Here is a 21,941-nt window from a genome sequence, read left to right as displayed (position 1 = left end):
GCGGATCTGCGGATCTACGCGGGGGCGGCCGCTTCGGCCGCCCCCGTTTCCGTCCCCCCGCCCGCGCCCGCCCGCTTCCGTACGACCCCCGGATTGGTCTCCGGCAGCAGCGCGAAACAGCCCAGGCTGAGCAGGGCGATCCCACTCAGGTACACCGCGACGCCCCACGGCGGACCGGAGCCGTCCGCCAGCGCCGTCGCCACGATCGGGGTCAGCGCCCCGCCCAGCACGCCGCCCAGGTTGTAGCCGACGGCCGCGCCCGTGCAGCGGATCCTCGGGGCGTACAGCTCCGGCAGGTACGCGCCCACCACCGCGAACATCGTCACCATGCCCAGCAGCGCCACGACGAAGCCCAGCGTCATCAGCAGCGGGTCGGCCGTACGGAGCAGCGCCACCAGCGGGAACATCCACAGCGCACAGACCGCGCACCCCGCCAGGCACAGCGGCCGACGCCCGTAGCGGTCGCCGAGCACCGCCATCAGCGGGGTCACCAGACCCTTGAGCGCGACCGCGGCCATGATGCAGGCCAGCATCACCGTGCGGCTCACCGCCAGGTGCTCGGTGGCGTACGCGAGGGACCAGGTGGTGACCGCGTAGAAGACGGCGTACCCCACGGCGAGCGCCCCGCCGGTCAGCAGGAGCAGCCGCCAGTGGCCCCGTACCACCTCGGCCAGCGGGGCCTCGGCCCGCCGGCCGGTCTCGGCCAGCGTCCGGAACTGCGGGGTCTCCTCCACCGCGCGGCGCAACCACAGCCCGGCCAGCGCCAGCAGCCCGGCCGCCCAGAACGGCACCCGCCACCCCCAGGAGGTGAACTGGGCGTCGGTCAGGGTCGCCGACAGGGTCAGGACGATTCCGTTGGCCAGCAGGAAGCCGACCGCAGGGCCGATCTGCGGGAAGCTCGACCACAGTCCGCGCCGCCGCTCGGGGGCGTGTTCGGCGGTCAGCAGCACGGCGCCGCCCCACTCGCCGCCCAGCCCGAGGCCCTGCAGGAAGCGCAGCAGGAGGAGCAGGACCGGCGCGGCCATGCCGATCGAGCCGTACGTCGGCACGCAGCCGACCGCGACCGTGGCCAGGCCGGTGAGCAGCAGGGAACCGAGCAGGACCGGGCGCCGGCCGTAGCGGTCGCCGATGTGGCCGAACACCGCCGAGCCCAGGGGGCGGGCGAGGAAACCGACGCCGAAGGTGCCGAAGGCGGCGAGGGTCCCGGCGAGCGGGGAGAAGGAGGGGAAGAAGAGCGGGCCGAGCACGAGGGCGGCGGCCGTTCCGTAGACGAAGAAGTCGTAGAACTCGATCGCGGTCCCGGCGAGCGAGGCCGAGGCGAGCCGCAGCATGCCGGGCCGGGGGGTGCCGTCGGCTTCGGCGGGCGGGGAGGTGGGGGCCGCGGTGGGGGTGGGGGAGGAGGCGAGGGACGGGGAGGGGTCTTGTTGCATGCCGCACCAAATACCCGTTCCCCGCCCCTCGGGACGTGAGTTCGGTCGTCAACGACCGGAAGGAGTGCGCCGCGTACCGAAGTTGACGCGATGCGGTGCCTACCAGCCGCGCTCGCGCCACTCGCCCAGGTGCGGACGCTCCGCGCCGAGCGTGGTGTCGTTGCCGTGTCCCGGGTAGACCCAGGTCTCGTCCGGCAACTGCTCGAAGAGCTTGTGCTGGACGTCGTCGATCAGCCGCGCGAAGGCCTTGGGGTCGCCCCCGGTGTTGCCGACGCCGCCCGGGAAGAGGCAGTCCCCGGTGAAGAGGTGCGGGTGGCCGTGCGGGTCGTCGTAGATCAGGGCGATCGAACCGGGGGTGTGGCCCACCAGGTGGCGGGCGGTCAGCTCGACCCGTCCGACGCGCACGGTGTCCCCGTCCGCCACCGGGACGTCGGTCGTCACGGGGATGCCCTCGGCGTCGTGGGCACCCGCGTAGGTGGTCGCCCCGGTCGCGTCGACCACGGCCTGGAGGGCGCCCCAGTGGTCGCCGTGCCGGTGGGTGGTGACGACGGACGCGATGCCGTCGTCCCCGATCAGGCTCAGCAGCGTGTCCGCGTCGGCGGCCGCGTCGATGAGCAGCTGCTCGTCGGTGGCCCGGCAGCGCAGCAGGTAGGCGTTGTTGTTCATCGCGCCCACCGCGACCTTGGAAATCATCAGGTCCGCGAGCTCGTGCACGTCGGCCGGACCGCCGACCTTGACCTCTCCGGTGTACGTCATGACTTGATCCTAGAGGGGTTGGACCTAGAGCGGCGGGAGCTCGGGGAGGCCCTGGCCCTCGGCGGCTTCGACGGTGAGGTGGGCGCCCTTGAGGCCGCGCCCGGCGAGCCAGCCGAGCAGCTCGTCCGGGGTGCCGCTGACGGTCACGGGGGAGCCCTCGGAGCCGCCGGTGTGCCAGACCCGGTCGCCGTGGTAGGTCTTCAGGGTCACCGGCGGGACCTCCGGGCGACCGGACCAGCGGTCGGCGAGGAAGGCGATCTCGCGGTCGGTGAACTCCTCGGGGAGGTCTTCGAGGCCGTAGCCGATGTTCAGGTCGACGTGGTGCAGCTCGACCTCGACGAGCCGGCGGAACGGCACGTTGGCGGCCAGGTCCGTGACGCCGTTGCGCAGCTCGACGGTGCGGGACCAGTCCTGGTCGGCCTCCGTGGTGGCGAGGAAGCGGGCCCCGGAATCACGGAGGTCCGCCAGGTGTTCTTCCAGGGGCCGGCCGGCGTCGCGCTCGATGTCCGCGTCGCGCGCGGCGGCGCTCTCGTACATGGGGCGCCCCTCGAAGACGTTGACGAGGGCGTCCGCGTTGCGCGCGAGGTGGGCCAGGACGTGGCCGCGGCTCCAGCCTGGGAGCAGTGACTCCCCGGCCAGGGCGGCGTCGTCCAGCTTCGCGGCCGCGGTCAGGAGCCGGTCGGTCGCTTCACGTACAGATCGCAGGTCGTGCACATGATCAGTCATGAGAGCGAGCCTAGTGGCCGCGGGCCCGCGGCCACACGATCGGGTGAAGAGGTCTGCGGAGTGCCGTAAATCGAATGTGCGTGCTATACGCTCGGAAGTCCACACAGCAAGCCCATCGCAGAGGCGCCCCCCATACCCTGGGACGGGGGCCCCGTGCCCCCCGCTCTCTCAAGAAAGGTGCGGACCGGCGTGACCGACCGTCTCATCGTTCGTGGCGCTCGCGAGCACAATCTCAAGAACGTCTCGCTCGACCTGCCCCGCGACTCACTCATCGTCTTCACCGGACTCTCCGGGTCGGGCAAGTCCTCCCTGGCCTTCGACACGATCTTCGCCGAGGGTCAGCGCCGCTACGTCGAGTCGCTCTCGTCGTACGCCCGCCAGTTCCTCGGGCAGATGGACAAGCCCGACGTCGACTTCATCGAGGGCCTCTCCCCGGCCGTCTCGATCGACCAGAAGTCGACCTCGCGCAACCCGCGCTCGACCGTGGGCACCATCACCGAGGTCTACGACTACCTCCGCCTCCTCTTCGCCCGCATCGGCAAGCCGCACTGTCCGGAATGCCGCCGCCCCATCTCGCGCCAGTCGCCGCAGGCGATCGTCGACAAGGTGCTCGCGCTCCCCGAAGGCAGCCGCTTCCAGGTGCTCTCGCCGCTGGTGCGCGAGCGCAAGGGCGAGTTCGTCGACCTCTTCTCCGACCTCCAGACCAAGGGCTACAGCCGGGCGCGGGTGGACGGGCAGACCATCCAGCTCTCCGAGCCGCCCACGCTGAAGAAGCAGGAGAAGCACACCATCGAGGTGGTCATCGACCGCCTCACCGTCAAGGAGAGCGCCAAGCGCCGGCTCACCGACTCCGTGGAGACGGCCCTCGGCCTCTCCGGCGGCATGGTGATCCTGGACTTCGTCGACCTCGCGGAGGACGACCCCGAGCGTGAGCGGATGTATTCCGAGCACCTCTACTGCCCCTACGACGACCTGTCCTTCGAGGAGCTGGAGCCGCGCTCCTTCTCCTTCAACTCGCCCTTCGGCGCCTGCCCCGAGTGCACCGGCATCGGCACGCGCATGGAGGTGGACCCGGAGCTGATCATTCCGGACGAGGACAAGTCCCTGGACGAGGGAGCGGTCTCTCCGTGGTCGCTCGGTCACACCAAGGACTACTTCCAGCGGCTGGTCGGCGCGCTCGCCGAGGAGCTCGGCTTCCGGACCGACATCGCCTGGGCCGGGCTGCCGGCGCGCGCGAAGAAGGCCCTGCTCTACGGGCACAAGACGCAGATCGAGGTCCGCTACCGCAACCGGTACGGGCGGGAGCGGGCGTACACGACGGCCTTCGAGGGCGCCGTGCCGTTCGTCAAGCGGCGGCACGCGGAGTCGGAGAGCGACGCCAGTCGCGAGCGCTTCGAGGGCTACATGCGCGAGGTGCCGTGCCCGACCTGTGAGGGCACCCGCCTCAAGCCGATCGTGCTCGCCGTGACGGTGATGGAGAAGTCCATCGCCGAGGTCGCCGCCATGTCGATCAGCGAGTGCGCGGACTTCCTGGGGCGGATGCGCCTCGACGCCCGCGACAAGAAGATCGCCGAGCGGGTCCTGAAGGAGGTCAACGAGCGCCTCCGCTTCCTCGTGGACGTCGGCCTCGACTACCTCTCGCTCAACCGGGCCGCCGGCACCCTGTCCGGCGGCGAGGCCCAGCGCATCCGGCTCGCCACGCAGATCGGCTCCGGCCTGGTCGGCGTGCTCTACGTGCTGGACGAGCCCTCCATCGGCCTGCACCAGCGGGACAACCACCGGCTGATCGAGACTCTGGTGCGGCTGCGGGACATGGGCAACACGCTCATCGTGGTCGAGCACGACGAGGACACCATCAAGGTGGCCGACTGGGTCGTGGACATCGGTCCGGGGGCGGGCGAGCACGGCGGCAAGGTGGTGCACAGCGGTTCGCTGAAGGACCTGCTGAAGAACACCGAGTCGATGACCGGGCAGTACCTGGCCGGCAAGAAGTCCATCGCGATCCCGGACGTGCGCCGGCCCGTGAACGGGGAGCGCAGGCTGACCGTCCACGGAGCCAAGGAGAACAACCTGCGGGACATCGACGTGTCCTTCCCGCTGGGCGTGCTCACGGCCGTGACCGGTGTGTCGGGCTCGGGCAAGTCGACGCTGGTCAACGACATCCTCTACACGCACCTGGCGCGCGAGCTGAACGGCGCCCGCTCGGTGCCGGGGCGGCACACGCGGGTGGACGGGGACGAGCTCGTCGACAAGGTCGTGCACGTCGACCAGTCCCCGATCGGCCGGACCCCGCGGTCGAATCCGGCGACGTACACCGGCGTCTTCGACCACGTGCGCAAGCTCTTCGCGGAGACGATGGAGGCGAAGGTGCGCGGCTATCTGCCGGGCCGCTTCTCCTTCAACGTGAAGGGCGGCCGGTGCGAGAACTGCTCCGGCGACGGCACGATCAAGATCGAGATGAACTTCCTGCCGGACGTCTACGTCCCGTGCGAGGTGTGCCACGGCGCCCGGTACAACCGGGAGACGCTGGAGGTCCACTACAAGGGCAAGTCCATCGCCGAAGTCCTGAACATGCCGATCGAGGAGGCGCTGGGCTTCTTCGAGGCGGTGCCGACGATCGCGCGTCACCTGAAGACGCTGAACGAGGTCGGGCTGGGCTACGTCCGCCTCGGGCAGTCCGCGCCGACGCTGTCGGGCGGTGAGGCGCAGCGCGTGAAGCTGGCCTCCGAGCTCCAGAAGCGCTCGACGGGCCGGACGGTGTACGTGCTGGACGAGCCGACGACGGGTCTGCACTTCGAGGACATCTCGAAGCTGATCAAGGTGCTGTCGGGGCTGGTGGACAAGGGCAACTCGGTGATCGTCATCGAGCACAACCTGGACGTCATCAAGACCGCGGACTGGGTCATCGACATGGGACCGGAGGGCGGTTACGGCGGCGGCCTGGTGGTGGCCGAGGGCACGCCGGAAGCGGTGGCCTCGGTGGGCGCGAGCCACACGGGCAAGTTCCTGCGGGACATCCTGGGCGCGGACCGGGTCTCGGACGCGGTGCCGCCGCAGCGGACCGCGGTCGCGAAGAAGGCCCCGGCCAAGAAGGCGGCTGCGGCCAAGAAGACGGCGGCGCGGGCCCCCAAGGCGTAGCCGCTGCGCTGAGCTCAGCCGAAGAGGGGCCCGGCCGATGGCCGGGCCCCTTTCCGGTCCGCGCCGCCGCTGCCGGGGGGCTCCGCCCCCGGACCCCCGCGCCTCAAACGCCGGCGGGGCTGAAAGATCGGGGCTCCGCCCCCGGACCCCCGCGCCTCAAACGCCGGCGGGGCTGGATTTGCCCGGCGGGGCTGAAAGATCGGGGCTCCGCCCCGGACCCCCGCGCCTCACACACCGGCGGGGCTGGTGGGGCGGCCCGGCCGCTATCGGCTGAGCTCCGCCGCGTACGGCGGCTCCGCGCCAGGCCGGGTGCAGGTCAGGGCGGCTGCGTGGGCGGCGTAGGCCAGGACGTCCGGCCAGTCCACCGAGCGGTCCGGCGCACCGGCGAGCCGGTGCAGGAGGGCGGCATTGACGGTGTCGCCCGCCCCGATCGTGTCCGCGACCTCGACCCGGCGGGCCGCGACCGAGTGCTCCGCGCCCTCCCGCGTCCAGACCGTCAGGCCCGCCGCGCCCCGGGTCAGCACCACCGCCGAGGGTCCGGCCGCCAGCCAGTCGCCGACCCGGCCGCCCAGCCAGGCCGCGTCCTCCTCCGACAGCTTGAGGACGGTCGTGTGCGGCAGCAGCCGGTCCAGGAAGCGCGCGCGGTACGCCGCCGGGTCCGCGATCAGCGCCGGCCGGATGTTCGGATCCAGCAGGGTCAGCAGCCCGCGCCGGGACTCCCGGCGCAGCAGGGACTCGTACGCGCTCGCGCCCGGTTCCAGGACCAGCGAGCAGGTGCCGAGCGCGAGGGCCCGTACCCCCTCCGGCAGGGCGGGCGGCAGGGTGAACAGCCGGTCCGCCGTGCCCTCTACGTAGAAGCCGTACGAGGCCGAGCCGTCCGGGGCCAGCGAGGGCACGGCGAGAGCGGTCGGCTCCGGTCCGCGCTGGACCAGCGACACGTCCACCCCGGCGGCCCGCAGCCCGGCCAGCAGGCTCTCGCCGAAGCCGTCCGCCGAGACGCGCGAGCAGAAGGCCACTTCGGCGCCGAGCCGCCCGAGCGCGAGCGCGGTGTTGTACGGTCCACCGCCCGGCCGGGGCAGCAGCGCGCCCGGCGGCCGCGCCACGGGCACCAGGTCGATGAGGGCTTCTCCGCCGACGACGATCACGCGGGGGAAGCTACCTCATGGCACGGCGGTATCGTCGGGTGGGCCGGTGCCCCGACCGGGCCCCGGCGCCCCGCCCCCCTCGCGCCCTCATCTCTGGAGATCCGCATGCCCGCGCCGCAGTCAGCCGCCCGCCGTACCGTCCTCAAGGGCGCCGCCGCGCTCGCCGGGGCCGCCGGCGCCGGAGCGACGCTCGCGGCCTGCTCCACCGCGACCAACAGCGGAGGCAACACCCCGGCCACCCCCACCGCGCCGGTGGAGCTGGGCGCCGAGGCCGACGTCCCGGTGGGCGGCGCGAAGCTGTACCGGGAGCGGAAGCTGATCGTCAGCTGTCCGGCGCAGGGCCAGTACAAGGCGTTCAGCGCCCAGTGCACGCACGCCGGCTGCGTCCTGGACAAGATCGTCGAAGGGGAGGGGAACTGCCCCTGCCACGGCAGCCGCTTCGACGTGGCGACGGGCAAGGTCCTGCGCGGCCCGGCCACCGACCCGCTGCCCGCCGTCCCGGTCAGGGCGGAGAACGGCAAGCTCATCGCGGGCTGAGCCGCCGGGGGCGGGGAATCAGTCCCAGTCCCAGGCGATCCCGAGGATCCCGCGCCGCACCCCCTGCTCCACCAGGTGCACCGCCCGGTGCCGGCCGCTCGGCGTCAGGTCCACGAGTCCGGTGCGCGGGGCCTCGGGCCCGGCGCGGGCGAAGCGCCGGCAGCGCACCGGCAGGGCCGCCTCGTCGAAGCGGACCTGGAGCATGTACTGGCCGCCCGCGTAGCTGAAGCCGCGCACGTACTCGCTGCTGCGGGCTCCCGTGCCGTCCTCGATGCCGTAGCCGAAGACGTACGTGTCCCCGCGCCGCAGCCGCGCGTCGAAGAGCAGCTCCGCGACCACCACCCCGGCCTGCGGGTGGCACCGTACGCGGCCCGTGCGGCAGTTCTCGTACGCCGTCACGCGCGTCCGGGACACGTCGCAGCCCGGGTCGCCGTGGTGGACGGCGAGATAGCGGTCCACCCCGTCGCGATGCGCCCGGACGATCTGCTGCGACTCGCGCGCCTGCATCTCGCCCGCCGGTCCGATGCGGACCCGCTCGTGGTGGCCGAGCGAGTGCAGCCCGCCGTCCGGGGGGAGCTCCATCCCGTTGAGCAGCCGCTCCACGGCCCCGCCCATGGCGAAGAGGGCCCGGTAGGAGCGGGTGGCCGGGCGGGCGGGGCCGGGGTCGGACTCCGGGGTGGCCAGCAGGCGCAGGAGGGCGCCGTCGGGCAGCTCCAGGATCCGCTCCAGCGCGGTGACGGCCCGCAGCGACTCCGCGCGGCGCGGCCGACGGGCGCCCTGCTGCCAGTAGCTGAGGCTGGTGACGCCGACCTTGATGCCCTGCGCCGCGAGCCGGTGCTGTATCCGGTGCAGGGGCAGGCCGCGCGCGGCGAGGGCGGCGCGGAGGGCGAGGTGGAAGGGGCCGCCGCGCAGCAACTGGCCGAGTTCTGCCGGGTCCGCGGTCGTCCGCATGGCCACTCCTCTGTGAACGTTCACGCGCGCCGCCGTGGGGGAGGGCGACGGTGGTGCCGGGGGACCAGGTGAAACGACAGCAACCGTTCACACCACAGCCCCACCGTTCACACTGCAATGTCACGGCGTATTGAAGCCTGTTGACCTGATCGCGACAACTCCCTGATGCTCCTCCACAGCGTCCGGACGCGCTCCTCCACCCCCCACTCCCCACCTCGGGAGGAACGCGATGCGCAACCGAAACCGGCGGCTTTCCCTGGCCGCCTTCCTCACCGCCCTGCTGTTCGCCCTGCCCGCCGCCGCCGCCACCGCCGCCGAGGCCGGTACCGACTCCACCCTCGGCACCAAGCGCCTGAACATCACCATGCAGGCCCAGCAGAAGACCAACTGGTGCTGGGCCGCGGGCGGCAACACCATCGCCACCTGGTTCGGCCGCAACTACACCCAGAACCAGTTCTGCAACGCCGCCTTCAACCGCCAGCAGGGCTACGACTGCCCGAACAACCAGGCCACCCTCGGCAACGTCCAGACCGGACTGCGCTGGGCGGGCATCAACCCCGGCTCGTACGTCAACGGCTGGCTCCAGTACTCCACCGTCCAGACCGAGATCAACGCCAACCGCCCGATCGAGACCCGGATCCAGTGGTCGGGCGGCGGCGGCCACATGCACGTCGTCTACGGCTACGACACCGCCAACAGCTGGGTCTACTGGGGCGATCCCTGGCCCTCCAGCGACCGCTACAACTGGGCCTCCCACGCCTGGTACGTGAACAACAGCACCTTCTCCTGGACCCACTCGCTCTACCGGATCGGGGCGTGAACGCCATGACCCTGCGCGCCACCGCCGCCGCCGCGGTCCTCGCCGCCACCGGCCTCCTCGGGCTCGCCCCGCAGGCCGCCGCGGCCCCCGTGCCGCAGCCCGAGGCCGCCACCGCCGAGCACAGGGCCGCCGCCGCGCAGGCGGCCGCCGAGCCCGGCACCCTGGCCACCCTCTCCCGCTTCTTCGCCCGGGAGGGCAAGGTCTCCCAGGCCGCCGCGCGACCCCGGATCGAAGGCGAGGCGATACCGGTCAACCACCTCTCCCCGGACTTCGTCGCGGGCAAGGCCGGCGCGTCCGTCGCCCGCCTGGAGTTCCTCGCCAGCAAGGCGGTCGCCTCCGACGGGCAGCAGGCCGCGCTGTGGACGGCGCGGACCGAGGCCGGGTGGCAGGTGGTGAACATCGCCACCGGCGACGACGAATTCCGCTACGCGCGGCTCGGCGCCGCGAAGCTGCCCGGCGGGACGGTGTTCCGGGAGCCGCAGATCGACGCGTGGTACGTGGCCGGGGGCAGTCGGGTGCTGCCGCTGGACGAGGACGCCGTACGGGCCGTGGGTGCCGGGGGCACCACGCTCGGGGCGTACCGGGCGCGGGTGGCCCGGGCGTACGGGGACAAGCTGCCGGGGTCCGCGTATGCCGAGGGCGGGATGGCGGGTGGGTACGCTCCCGGCGCCGCCGAGGCGGAGGCCGGGGCCGTGTCGGTCGGGCTGGTGGCCGGCGGTGTGCTCGCGCTGGGCGGGGTTGGGGTTCCTTGTCCTTCGCCGTGCGCGCCGTACCACCGCCGAGGCGTAGCTCCTCGCCCGCAGGGCCCGGTCTCCGTCAGGGGCCGGGCCCCGCGGTGCGTCGTCTCCCGCCCCGCCGCGTCCCGGGGCTCCGCCCCAGACCCCGCGCCTCAAACTCCCCCAGACTCCGTCCGGGGGGACCCCCTGGCGAGGCTGAAAGATCGGGGCTCCGCCCCGGGCTGGGGGCGGGTCGGTTGTCGGCGGGCGCAAGTAGGGTGGTTGGCATGGCCGACCCTTCCAGTTACCGCCCCAAGCCGGGACAGATCCCCGACTCCCCGGGGGTCTACAGGTTCCGCGACGAGCACCGCCGGGTGATCTACGTCGGGAAGGCCAAGAGCCTGCGCCAGCGCCTGGCCAGCTACTTCCAGGACGTCGCCGGCCTGCACCCCCGTACCGCCACCATGGTGACCACGGCCGCCTCCGTCGAGTGGACCGTGGTGTCCACCGAGGTGGAGGCGCTCCAGCTGGAGTACTCGTGGATCAAGGAGTTCGACCCCCGGTTCAACGTCAAGTACCGGGACGACAAGAGCTACCCCTCCCTCGCCGTCACCCTCAACGAGGAGTACCCGCGGGTCCAGGTCATGCGGGGGCCCAAGAAGAAGGGCGTGCGCTACTTCGGTCCGTACGGGCACGCCTGGGCGATCCGTGAGACCGTCGACCTGATGCTGCGGGTGTTCCCGGTGCGGACGTGCTCCGCAGGAGTGTTCAAGCGCTCCGCCCAGATCGGCCGCCCCTGCCTGCTCGGCTACATCGGCAAGTGCTCCGCGCCCTGCGTCGGCCGGGTCACCCCCGAGGAGCACCGCGAACTGGCCGAGGACTTCTGTGACTTCATGGCCGGCCGCACCGGCGCCTACCTCTCCCGCCTGGAGAAGGAGATGCACGAGGCGGCCGAGGAGATGGAGTACGAGAAGGCCGCCCGGCTGCGCGACGACATCGGGGCGCTGCGCCGCGCCATGGAGAAGAACGCGGTCGTCCTCGCCGACGCCACCGACGCCGACCTGATCGCGGTCGCCGAGGACGAGCTCGAAGCCGCGGTGCAGATCTTCCACGTCCGGGGCGGCCGGGTCCGCGGCCAGCGCGGCTGGGTCACCGACAAGGTCGAGGCCGTCGACACGGCCGGGCTCGTCGAGCACGCCCTCCAGCAGCTGTACGGCGAGGAGAAGGGCGAGGCCGTCCCCAAGGAGGTGCTGGTCCCGGCGCTCCCGGAGGACACGCCCGCGCTGAGCCAGTGGCTCGCCGAGCGCCGCGGGTCCCAGGTCAGCCTGCGGATACCGCAGCGCGGCGACAAGAAGGCCCTCATGGAGACCGTCCACCGCAACGCGCAGCAGTCCCTCGCCCTGCACAAGACCAAGCGCGCCAGCGATCTCACGACCCGCTCCCGGGCCCTGGAGGAGATCGCCGAGGCCCTGGACCTCGACGGCGCCCCGCTGCGCATCGAGTGCTTCGACATCTCCCACCTCCAGGGAGACGACGTCGTCGCGTCGATGGTCGTCTTCGAGGACGGGCTGGCCCGCAAGAGCGAGTACCGGCGCTTCCAGATCAAGTCGTTCGAGGGGCAGGACGACGTCCGCTCCATGCACGAGGTGGTCTCCCGGCGCTTCCGCCGCTACCTCCAGGAGAAGCTGAGGACGGGCGAGTGGGAGGCGGAGGAAGGGGACGGCGAGGTGCCCGAGGACGACGGGCGGGCCAAGCGCTTCGCGTACCCGCCCCAGCTCGTCGTGGTCGACGGCGGGCAGCCGCAGGTCGCCGCCGCCAAGCGGGCCCTGGAGGAGCTCGGGGTCGACGACGTGGCCGTGTGCGGCCTGGCCAAGCGGCTGGAGGAGGTCTGGCTGCCCGGCGAGGACGATCCGGTCGTCCTACCCCGTACCAGCGAGGGCCTCTACCTGCTCCAGCGGGTGCGTGACGAAGCCCACCGCTTCGCCATCCAGTACCAGCGCAACAAGCGGGGAAAGCGTCTGAAGGCAGGTCCGCTCGACGCCGTGCCCGGCCTCGGCGAGAGCCGCAAGCAGGCCCTGATCAAGCACTTCGGTTCGGTGAAGAAGCTGAGACAGGCGACAATCGACCAGATCTGCGAGGTCCCCGGCATAGGCCGCAAGACGGCGGAGACGGTGGTGGCGGCCCTCGCCCGGGCTGTTCCCGCCGGTCCTGCCGTCAACATGGCCACAGGAGAGATCATTGAGGACGAGAACCCCGCGCCAGCGGGAGCATCGTCCGAACGGGGGACCGAGCAATGACCGAGCACGAGACGACGCACGACCGAGACGGAGCACAGGTGAGTACGGGCACGACAGTGGAGCCCGGCGAGAGCGCCGAGGCGGCCATCCCCGAGCTGGTGATCATCTCCGGGATGTCCGGGGCCGGCCGTAGTACGGCGGCCAAGTGTCTGGAGGACCTCGGCTGGTTCGTCGTCGACAACCTCCCGCCGGCGCTGATCCCCACCATGGTGGAGCTCGGTGCCCGTTCCCAGGGCAACGTGGCGCGCATCGCGGTCGTCGTCGACGTCCGGGGCCGGCAGTTCTTCGACGCCCTGCGTGAGTCCCTCGCCGACCTCGACAGCAAGGGCGTCACCCGCCGCATCGTCTTCCTGGAGTCCTCCGACGACGCGCTGGTCCGCCGCTTCGAATCGGTCCGCCGCCCGCACCCGCTCCAGGGCGACGGGCGCATCACCGACGGCATCGCCGCCGAGCGGGACCTGCTGCGCGAGCTGCGCGGCGACGCCGACCTGGTGATCGACACCTCCAGCCTGAACGTGCACGAGCTGCGCGCCAAGATGGACGCCCAGTTCGCCGGGGACGAGGAGCCCGAGCTGCGGGCCACCGTCATGTCCTTCGGCTACAAGTACGGCCTCCCCGTCGACGCCGACCTCGTCGTCGACTGCCGCTTCATCCCGAACCCGCACTGGGTCCCGGAGCTGCGCCCCTTCACCGGGCTCAACGAGGAGGTGTCGGGGTACGTCTTCAGCCAGCCCGGCGCCAAGGAGTTCCTCGACCGCTACACCGAGCTGCTCCAGCTCATCGCCACCGGCTACCGCCGCGAGGGCAAGCGGTACGTGACCATCGCGGTCGGGTGCACGGGCGGCAAGCACCGCAGCGTGGCCATGTCCGAGAAGCTCGCCGCCCGCCTCGCCTCCGAGGGAGTCGAGACCGTCGTAGTCCACCGGGACATGGGGCGCGAGTGATCGCTCGGACCCCGCGACTGAGCCGCCTGCGCCGCCTCACCCCGGGAAGGGGCGAGGACGGCGCGGGCCGCTCCGGCCGCCGGCGCGGCGCCGCGCCCAAGGTGGTCGCGCTCGGCGGCGGCCAGGGCCTGTCGGCCTCCCTCGCCGCCCTGCGCCGGATCACCGGTGACCTCACCGCCGTGGTCACCGTCGCCGACGACGGCGGCTCCAGCGGCCGGCTCCGGGAGGAGCTCGGCGTGCTGCCGCCCGGCGATCTGCGCAAGGCGCTGGCCGCGCTGTGCGGGGACGACGACTGGGGCCAGACCTGGGCCCGGGTCATCCAGCACCGCTTCCAGTCCGAGGGCGACCTGCACGGGCACGCCGTCGGCAACCTGCTGATCGTCGCCCTGTGGGAACAGCTCGGCGACCCCGTCCAGGCCCTGGACCTGGTGGGCAGGCTGCTCGGGGCGCAGGGCCGGGTGCTGCCGATGTCGGCGGTGCCGCTGGAGCTCCAGGCCCTGGTCAGGGGGCACGACCCGGCCCGTCCCGAGGACGTGGACACCGTCCGCGGGCAGGCCACGGTGGCGCTGACCCCGGGCGAGGTGCTCTCCGTACAGGTCGTGCCGAGCGACCCGCCGGCCGTGCCGGAGGCCGCCCGGGCGGTCCTGGACGCCGACTGGGTGGTGCTCGGTCCGGGGTCCTGGTTCTCCTCCGTCATTCCGCACCTGCTGGTGCCGGAACTGCTCGACGCGCTGGTCGAGACGAAGGCCCGCCGGGTCCTCTCGTTGAACCTCGCGCCGCAGCCCGGCGAAACAGAGGGCTTCTCTCCGCAGCGTCATTTGGAGGTTTTGGCCCGACACGCCCCTAAACTCGCCCTGGACGTGGTGCTGGCCGATCAGGCCGCCGTGCCCGACCGCGAGTCCCTTGCCGATGCCGCGAAACGGTTCGGTGCCGCGGTCGAGCTGGCGCCCGTGGCCAGGCAGGACGGCTCTCCGAAGCACGACCCGGAGCTGCTTGCCGCCGCGTACGACCGTATTTTTCGGATGCATGGAAGGATCGGCCCATGGCGATGACGCCCGCGGTGAAGGATGAGATCTCCCGCCTGCCCGTCACCCGGACCTGCTGCAGGAAGGCGGAGGTCTCGGCGATTCTTCGGTTCGCGGGCGGGTTGCACCTGGTGAGCGGACGGATCGTCATCGAGGCGGAGCTGGACACGGGGATCGCCGCCCGGCGCCTGCGCAAGGACATCCTGGAGATCTTCGGCCATTCCTCGGACCTGGTGGTGATGGCCCCCGGCGGACTGCGCCGCGGCAGCCGCTACGTGGTCCGCGTCGTGGCCGGCGGTGACCAGCTCGCGCGCCAGACCGGCCTCGTGGACGGTCGCGGACGGCCGATCCGGGGTCTTCCGCCGCAGGTGGTCTCCGGGGCCACCTGTGACGCCGAGGCGGCCTGGCGCGGCGCCTTCCTGGCTCACGGCTCGCTCACCGAGCCGGGCCGGTCCTCCTCCCTGGAGGTCACCTGCCCCGGCCCGGAGGCCGCCCTGGCCCTGGTGGGCGCCGCCCGCAGGCTCTCCATCGCGGCGAAGGCGCGCGAGGTGCGCGGGGTCGACCGGGTCGTGGTCCGCGACGGCGACGCGATCGGCGCCCTGCTGACCCGCCTCGGCGCGCACGAGTCGGTACTGGCCTGGGAGGAGCGCCGGATGCGGCGGGAGGTGCGCGCCACCGCCAACCGCCTCGCCAACTTCGACGACGCCAACCTGCGCCGCTCGGCGCGGGCCGCGGTGGCCGCCGGGGCCCGGGTGCAGCGCGCGCTGGAGATCCTCGGCGAGGAGGTCCCCGAGCACCTCGCCGCGGCCGGCCGGCTGCGCATGGAGCACAAGCAGGCCTCCCTGGAGGAGCTGGGCGCGCTCGCCGACCCGCCGCTGACCAAGGACGCGGTCGCGGGCCGGATCCGCCGCCTGCTGGCGATGGCCGACAAGCGGGCCCAGGATCTCGGCATCCCGGGCACCGAGTCGAACCTCGACCTCAGCGAGGAGATGGCCGACAACATGGCCGGTTAGTCATGTACGGCCGAAGGGGCCCGCACGATCACTCGTGCGGGCCCCTTCGCGCCCCGGCGCGGCACGCCCCATTGACATGAGCATGGGCCGGTCTTGAGTCTGTCGTCCGAACGCTTTCGTGGCAGACGACGCCCAGGGGGGCACATGAGTCACCGCGCGAGATCGATCCTCGCCGCAAGCGCACTCGTCTTCGCAACCACACTCGCCGCCCTGCCCGCGGCGGCCCAGAACCAGCCCGGCCCCGCATCCGCCGGCGCACCCGGCGCCGACGAGGTGCGGGTCTACGACGCCGACATCACCCGGGAACAGGTCCCGCTCGTCCTCGCCGCCGGCCAGGACGCCCACGAGCTCAGCGAGCGCGCCCCCGAGACCGGGACCGCCCACGTCGAGCTCTTCCTCACCGGCGGCCAGGCCGAGGAGCTCGCCGCCCAGGGCGTCGAGCTCACCGAGCGCAAGGTCCCGGCCCAGGGCCTGGCCCGTGCCAAGGCCGCCGGCGAGGGGGTGTTCCGCCCGTACAGCGGCAAGGGCGGCCTCCAGGAGGAGATCCTGCGGACCGCCCAGGAGAACCCCGGGCTCACCAAGGTCGTCTCCCTCGGCAAGACCGTCCAGGGCAAGGACATCCTCGCCCTCAAGGTCACCAAGAACGCCAAGAAGACCAAGGACGGCGACAAACCGTCCGTCCTCTACATGTCCAACCAGCACGCCCGCGAGTGGATCACCCCCGAGATGACCCGGCGGCTGATGCACCACACGCTCGACAACTACGGCAAGGACCCGCGGATCACCAGGCTGGTGGACTCCAGCGAGCTGTGGTTCCTGCTCAGCGCCAACCCCGACGGGTACGACTACACGCACGCGCCCGACGGCCGGCGGCTGTGGCGCAAGAACCTGCGCGACAACAACGGCGACGGCAGGACCGCCGCCGGCGACGGCGTCGACCTCAACCGCAACTTCGCCTTCAAGTGGGGCTACGACAACGAGGGTTCCTCGCCGAACCAGGCGAGCGAGACCTACCGCGGCCCGAGCCCCTCCTCCGAGCCCGAGACCGTCGCCCTCGACGCCTTCCAGAAGCGCATCGGCTTCGAGTACGCCGTCAACTACCATTCCGCGGCCGAGCTGATCCTCTACGGCGTGGGCTGGCAGGTGGCCACGCCCACCCCGGACGACGTCGCCTACAAGGCGCTCGCCGGCACCCCGGAGAACCCGGCGGTCCCGGGCTACTACCCGCAGGTCTCCTCCGAGCTCTACACCACCAACGGCGAGGCCGACGGTCACGCCTCCAACGTCAACGGCATCATGATGTTCACGCCGGAGATGACCACCTGCCAGACCGCCTCGGCGAGCGACCCGAACGACCAGTGGAAGCCCGAGGACTGCGCCTCCGGCTTCAACTTCCCGGACAACGAGAAGCTCATCCAGGCGGAGTTCGCCAAGAACGTCCCCTTCGCCCTCTCGGTCGGCGAGAGCGCCGCGCACCCGGACCGCCCGGCGTCCTCCGTGGGGCTGAGCGCCGCGGACTTCACCCCGGACCCCTTCACCACCTCCTACGCCGCCCGCGGCGAGGAGCAGACGGTCTCCGTCACGGCCCGCAAGGCGCTGAAGGACAAGGAGCTCCAGTACCGGATCAACGGCGGCCGCACGCACGACGAGGACCTCGAAGCCTGGGAGGGCGGCGACGTCTACGGCGGCGAGGACAACAACTGGTTCGACGAGTACCGCGCCGAGATCGACGGCGCGAAGCCCGGCGACGAGGTCGAGGTCTGGTTCACGGGCCGGGACCGCTCCGGCAAGAAGGTCGCCAGCGAGCACTTCACGTACACGGTGGCCGAGCGGCCGCGCGCGGACGTCCTGGTGATCGCGGAGGAGGGGGCCAAGGCCCAGCACGCCCAGACGTACGTCGACGCCCTGCGCGCCAACGGCCGGTCCGCGGCGGTCTGGGACGTCGCCGTCCAGGGCGCCCCGCACCACCTCGGCGTCCTCTCCCACTTCGGTACGGTCGTGCACTACACCGGAGCCAAGACACCCGGCGGCGAGACCCAGCTGGCGGTGCGCGACTTCCTGAACGAGGGCGGCAAGCTGATCGAGGCCGGTGAGCTGACGGGCGGCAACGCCCAGGTCGGCCGGGCCGTGACCAACGACTTCAGCCAGTACTGGCTCGGCGCGTACGGCCGTACGAGCGCCGCCGGCGCCACCGGCTTCGCGGGCACCGGCGCCCTCGACGGGGCGAAGGGCGGCCTCGGCGACGCCGCGGGCAACCCGCTGAACGCCCCCGGCGCCTACACGGTGACCTCCGAGACCCTGGCGCCCGCGCAGTTCCCGCAGTTCGAGAGCGCCCGGGCGGGCGGATTCACCGGGGTCGTGAACCCGTACGCCCCCTACGCCGGCGCCGGCATGGCCTCGGCCCTGCACGCCGACGACGACTGGAAGCGCCTGGTCCGCACGATCGACCTCACCGGCGTCACCGCGGCCGACCGGCCCCAGCTGAAGCTCGCCCTCAACTGGCACACCGAGGAGGGCTACGACCACGCCGCGCTGGAAGCCCGTACGGCCGGGGGCGACGACTGGACCACCCTGCCGGACGCGGGCGGCCTGAGCAGCACGGGCGTTCCGGAGGAGTGCGCCGCCGGGTTCTTCATGAACGGCCACCCCTTCCTGCGCCGCTACCTCACCCTGGACGCCGGCGGCTGCACCCCGCGGGGCACCAGCGGCGCGTGGAACAGCTTCACCGGTTCCTCCGGCGGCTGGAAGCAGGTCTCCTTCGACCTGAGCGCGTACGCGGGCAGGACCGTGGAGGTCTCGCTGTCCTACATCACCGACCCGGGCTCCGGCGGCCGCGGCGTCTTCGCGGACGAGGCGCGCCTGTCCGTCGGCGGCACGGACCGGGCCGTCGAGGGCTTCGAGACCTCCCTCGGTGACTGGACCGCGCAGGGCGCACCCGCCGGCAGCCCCCAGGTTCCCGGCGACTGGAGCCGCTCCGGGGAACTGTTCAAGTCCTACGCGGCGGTCACCACACGCGACACCGTGCTGCTGGGCTTCGGCCTGGAACACGTACCCGCCGCGGCGGACCGGACCGTACTCGTCGGTAAGGCGCTGCGCGCGCTGAACCGCTGATCAACGGCCCGTCCGGCACGCCCCGACCGATGTCACCCAGAAGCTCACGGAGAGGTAGGGTCGTAAGCGGTCGGGGACATCCCATACAGCTCGCCGGCGCACTTACCGGCGCACCCAACGAGGAGATCGGTTCGTGACGATCCGCGTAGGCATCAACGGTTTTGGCCGCATTGGCCGCAACTATTTCCGGGCGCTCCTGGAGCAGGGAGCGGACATCGAGATCGTCGGTGTCAACGACCTGACTGACAACGCGACCCTGGTGCATCTGCTCAAGTACGACACCATCCTGGGCCGCCTGAAGGACGACGTCAGCCACACCGCCGACAGCATCACCGTCGGTGGCCAGACCTTCAAGACCTTCGCCGAGCGTGACCCCGCGAACCTTCCCTGGGGTGAGCTGGGCGCCGACATCGTCATCGAGTCGACCGGCATCTTCACCAAGAAGGCCGACGCCGTCAAGCACCTCGCCGCCGGCGCGAAGAAGGTCCTCATCTCGGCTCCGGCCAAGGACGAGGACATCACGATCGTGATGGGCGTCAACCAGGACAAGTACGACGCGGCCAACCACCACGTCATCTCCAACGCCTCCTGCACCACCAACTGCGTGGCGCCGATGGCCAAGGTCCTCGACGAGAACTTCGGCATCGTCAAGGGCATGATGACGACGGTCCACGCGTACACGAACGACCAGCGCATCCTGGACTTCCCGCACTCGGACCTGCGTCGCGCCCGCGCCGCCGCCGAGAACATCATCCCGACCTCCACCGGTGCCGCCAAGGCCACCGCGCTGGTACTTCCGCAGCTCAAGGGCAAGCTGGACGGCATCGCCATGCGCGTCCCGGTCCCGACCGGCTCGGTCACCGACCTCGTGCTGGAGCTCTCCCGCGAGACCACCGTGGAAGAGATCAACACGGCCTTCCAGAAGGCCTCCGAGGGTCAGCTCAAGGGCATCCTCGACTACACCGAGGACGCGATCGTCTCTTCCGACATCGTGAACTGGCCCGCGTCCTGCACCTTCGACTCCTCCCTGACCATGGTCCAGGAGGGTACGCAGGTCAAGGTCGTCGGCTGGTACGACAACGAGTGGGGCTACTCCAACCGTCTCGTCGACCTCACCGTCTTCGTCGGCGGTCAGCTCTAAGCACGTAGGGCAAGGCACCACGATGTGAGCACAGGGTCCGAGCAGCGCGACGATGCGCCGCACGGGCCCTGTTGCTTGCCTCGTTCTCCCTTCCTCGCCCTTCGAGTGAAGGGCTCAAAGGAGTAGGAACACATGAAGACGATCGATGAACTGCTCGCCGAAGGCGTCAAGGGCAAGCGGGTCTTCGTCCGCGCGGACCTGAACGTCCCGCTGGCCGAGGGCGCCATCACCGACGACGGCCGCATCCGCGCCGTCCAGCCCACGATCGCGAAGCTCGCCGCCGCCGGCGCCCGCGTCATCGTGGCCTCGCACCTGGGCCGCCCCAAGGGAACCGGCGTGGAACCGGCCTTCTCGCTGGCCCCGGCCGCCGCACGCCTCGGCGAACTGCTCGGTGCGGACGTCGCGTTCGCCACCGACACCGTCGGCGCCTCCGCCAAGGAGACCGTCGCGGCCCTCGCCGACGGCCGGGTGGCCGTCATCGAGAACCTGCGCTTCAACGCCGGTGAGACCTCCAAGGACGACGCCGAGCGCGGCGCCTTCGCGGACCAGCTCGCGCAGCTCGCCGACATCTACGTCGGCGACGGCTTCGGAGCCGTCCACCGCAAGCACGCCTCGGTCTTCGACCTCCCCGCGCGCCTCCCGCACGCGGCCGGCTACCTCATCGCCACCGAGGTCGGCGTCCTGAAGAAGCTGACGGCCGAGGTCGAGCGCCCGTACGTCGTGGTCCTCGGCGGCGCCAAGGTCTCCGACAAGCTGGCCGTCATCGACGAGCTGCTCGGCAAGGCCGACCGCATCCTCATCGGCGGCGGCATGGCCTACACCTTCCTCCACGCCAAGGGCTACGAGGTCGGCATCTCCCTGCTCCAGAAGGACCAGGTGGACAAGGTCAAGGAGTACATGAAGCGCGCCGAGGAGACCGGCGTCGAGCTGCTCCTGCCGGTCGACGTGCTGGTCTCGGCGGAGTTCCCGGACCTCAAGGGCAAGACCCCGGCCACCTTCGAGACCGTGGACGCGCAGGAGATCCCGAAGGAGAAGGAGGGCCTGGACATCGGCCCCAGGACGCGCGAGCTGTACGCGTCGAAGATCGCCGATGCCAAGACCGTCTTCTGGAACGGCCCGGTCGGCGTCTTCGAGCACCCCGACTACGCCGGCGGTACTACGGCCATCGCCCAGGCCCTGCTCGACAGCAGCGCCTTCACCGTCGTCGGCGGTGGCGACAGTGCCGCCGCGGTCCGCATCCTGGGCTTCGACGAGAATGCATTCGGCCACATCTCGACCGGTGGCGGCGCCTCCCTCGAATACCTCGAGGGCAAGACGCTCCCCGGCCTCGCCGCCCTGGAGGGCTGACCCCTAATGACTGTTGTAAACGGCCGCACCCCGCTGATGGCGGGCAACTGGAAGATGAACCTCAACCACCTCGAGGCCATCGCCCACGTCCAGAAGCTCGCCTTCGCGCTCACCGACAAGGACTACGACGCCGTCGAGGTCGCGGTCCTGCCGCCCTTCGTCGACCTGCGTTCGGTCCAGACCCTGGTCGACGGCGACAAGCTGAAGATCAAGTACGGCGCGCAGGACATCTCCGCGCACGACTCCGGTGCCTACACCGGTGAGATCTCCGGCGCGATGCTGGCGAAGCTGAAGTGCACGTACGTGGCCGTCGGCCACAGCGAGCGCCGCCAGTACCACGGCGAGAGCGACGAGCTCTGCAACGCCAAGGTCAAGGCCGCCTACCGGCACGGGCTCACCCCGATCCTGTGCGTCGGCGAGGGCCTGGACATCCGCAAGGCAGGCGAGCAGGTCCCGTACACGCTGGCCCAGCTCGACGGCGGCCTCAAGGACGTCCCGGCCGATGAGGTCGAGTCCATCGTGATCGCGTACGAGCCCGTGTGGGCCATCGGGACCGGCGAGGTCGCCACCCCCGAGGACGCCCAGGAGGTCTGCGGGGCGATCCGCGGCCGTCTCGCGGAGCTGTACTCGCAGGAGCTGGCCGACAAGGTCCGCATCCAGTACGGCGGCTCCGTGAAGTCCGGGAACATCGCGGCGATCATGGCCCAGCCCGACGTCGACGGCGCCCTGATCGGCGGCGCGGCGCTGGACGCGGACGAGTTCGTCAAGATCGTCCGCTTCCGCGACCAGTGAGTATGCGGTAGGGCGGATCCGTCGTACCCTTGCGGGGGCCAGGGGCTGAACG

Annotated in this window: 17 protein-coding genes; 12 read left to right on the top strand and 5 right to left on the bottom strand. The window is 71.6% G+C overall.

Translation table 11 applies throughout. The features are described from left to right. Positions 1-14 precede the first annotated feature (14 nt). From ACZ4TV_RS18845 to ACZ4TV_RS18835, 3 genes are all read right to left on the bottom strand, one after another. Entirely contained in the window at positions 15-1,331 is a 1,317-nt protein-coding gene (locus ACZ4TV_RS18845) for an MFS transporter (protein ID WP_468135854.1), read from the bottom strand. Between the two features lie 198 nt (positions 1,332-1,529). Next, on the bottom strand, positions 1,530-2,186 hold the full coding sequence (locus ACZ4TV_RS18840) for an MBL fold metallo-hydrolase (RefSeq protein WP_468135788.1): 657 nt from the start codon (positions 2,184-2,186) through the stop codon (positions 1,530-1,532). A 24-nt stretch (positions 2,187-2,210) separates the two neighbouring features. Next, positions 2,211-2,912, bottom strand: coding sequence for a maleylpyruvate isomerase family mycothiol-dependent enzyme (locus ACZ4TV_RS18835; protein ID WP_468135787.1), 702 nt, complete (start codon positions 2,910-2,912; stop codon positions 2,211-2,213). Between the two features lie 189 nt (positions 2,913-3,101). On the opposite strand from ACZ4TV_RS18835, the gene uvrA reads away from it, so the two are divergent. After that, positions 3,102-6,050 carry an excinuclease ABC subunit UvrA gene (gene uvrA, locus ACZ4TV_RS18830; protein WP_468135786.1) on the top strand — a complete coding sequence of 983 codons (2,949 nt, stop codon included), beginning with the start codon at positions 3,102-3,104 and terminating at the stop codon, positions 6,048-6,050. Positions 6,051-6,313: 263 nt separating this feature from the next. On the opposite strand, the gene ACZ4TV_RS18825 is transcribed toward uvrA, so the two are convergent. Beyond that, positions 6,314-7,195: a carbohydrate kinase family protein gene (locus tag ACZ4TV_RS18825; protein WP_468135785.1), complete on the bottom strand. Its 882-nt coding sequence runs from the start codon at positions 7,193-7,195 to the stop codon at positions 6,314-6,316. A gap of 105 nt (positions 7,196-7,300) precedes the next feature. Between ACZ4TV_RS18825 and ACZ4TV_RS18820 the strand changes: the two genes are divergently transcribed. Further along, positions 7,301-7,732, top strand: a complete 432-nt coding sequence (locus tag ACZ4TV_RS18820; protein ID WP_468135784.1) for a Rieske (2Fe-2S) protein — start codon at positions 7,301-7,303, stop codon at positions 7,730-7,732. A gap of 18 nt (positions 7,733-7,750) precedes the next feature. Here the strand turns inward: ACZ4TV_RS18820 and ACZ4TV_RS18815 are convergent, their stop codons facing one another. Next, positions 7,751-8,683 (bottom strand): hypothetical protein, encoded by a 933-nt coding sequence (locus ACZ4TV_RS18815; protein WP_468135783.1) that lies wholly within the window; start codon positions 8,681-8,683, stop codon positions 7,751-7,753. A gap of 229 nt (positions 8,684-8,912) precedes the next feature. Between ACZ4TV_RS18815 and ACZ4TV_RS18810 the strand changes: the two genes are divergently transcribed. The 10 genes from ACZ4TV_RS18810 to tpiA all read left to right on the top strand — a co-directional run bounded on the left by ACZ4TV_RS18810 (position 8,913) and on the right by tpiA (position 21,889). Next, complete coding sequence (locus ACZ4TV_RS18810) at positions 8,913-9,503, top strand: papain-like cysteine protease family protein (protein ID WP_468135782.1); 591 nt, start codon at positions 8,913-8,915, stop codon at positions 9,501-9,503. Then, complete coding sequence (locus ACZ4TV_RS18805) at positions 9,500-10,597, top strand: hypothetical protein (protein ID WP_468135781.1); 1,098 nt, start codon at positions 9,500-9,502, stop codon at positions 10,595-10,597. Before ACZ4TV_RS18810 ends, ACZ4TV_RS18805 begins: the two co-directional genes overlap by 4 nt. Beyond that, positions 10,507-12,516, top strand: a complete 2,010-nt coding sequence (gene uvrC / locus ACZ4TV_RS18800) for an excinuclease ABC subunit UvrC (RefSeq protein WP_468135780.1) — start codon at positions 10,507-10,509, stop codon at positions 12,514-12,516. Before ACZ4TV_RS18805 ends, uvrC begins: the two co-directional genes overlap by 91 nt. Continuing rightward, positions 12,513-13,460: an RNase adapter RapZ gene (gene rapZ, locus ACZ4TV_RS18795; RefSeq protein ID WP_468135779.1), complete on the top strand. Its 948-nt coding sequence runs from the start codon at positions 12,513-12,515 to the stop codon at positions 13,458-13,460. Before uvrC ends, rapZ begins: the two co-directional genes overlap by 4 nt. After that, positions 13,457-14,512, top strand: coding sequence for a gluconeogenesis factor YvcK family protein (locus ACZ4TV_RS18790; protein WP_468135778.1), 1,056 nt, complete (start codon positions 13,457-13,459; stop codon positions 14,510-14,512). Before rapZ ends, ACZ4TV_RS18790 begins: the two co-directional genes overlap by 4 nt. Continuing rightward, the gene (whiA, locus tag ACZ4TV_RS18785) at positions 14,503-15,498 is read left to right on the top strand and encodes a DNA-binding protein WhiA (protein ID WP_030009075.1); all 996 of its coding nucleotides are present in this window, start codon (positions 14,503-14,505) and stop codon (positions 15,496-15,498) included. Before ACZ4TV_RS18790 ends, whiA begins: the two co-directional genes overlap by 10 nt. Before the next feature lie 144 nt (positions 15,499-15,642). After that, on the top strand, positions 15,643-18,609 hold the full coding sequence (locus tag ACZ4TV_RS18780; protein WP_468135777.1) for a M14 family metallopeptidase: 2,967 nt from the start codon (positions 15,643-15,645) through the stop codon (positions 18,607-18,609). Positions 18,610-18,742: 133 nt separating this feature from the next. Next, a complete protein-coding gene (gene gap, locus ACZ4TV_RS18775; protein ID WP_468135776.1) occupies positions 18,743-19,750 on the top strand; it encodes a type I glyceraldehyde-3-phosphate dehydrogenase in 1,008 nt (335 codons plus the stop codon). A 132-nt stretch (positions 19,751-19,882) separates the two neighbouring features. Then, entirely contained in the window at positions 19,883-21,097 is a 1,215-nt protein-coding gene (locus ACZ4TV_RS18770) for a phosphoglycerate kinase (protein WP_468135775.1), read from the top strand. Between the two features lie 6 nt (positions 21,098-21,103). Next, complete coding sequence (gene tpiA, locus ACZ4TV_RS18765; protein WP_468135774.1) at positions 21,104-21,889, top strand: triose-phosphate isomerase; 786 nt, start codon at positions 21,104-21,106, stop codon at positions 21,887-21,889. Positions 21,890-21,941: the final 52 nt, after the last annotated feature.

The organism is Streptomyces sp. NPDC028910, assembly GCF_055564955.1.
Note: the sequence above shows the minus strand (reverse complement) of the source record. Positions and strands in the feature narration are given on the sequence as shown.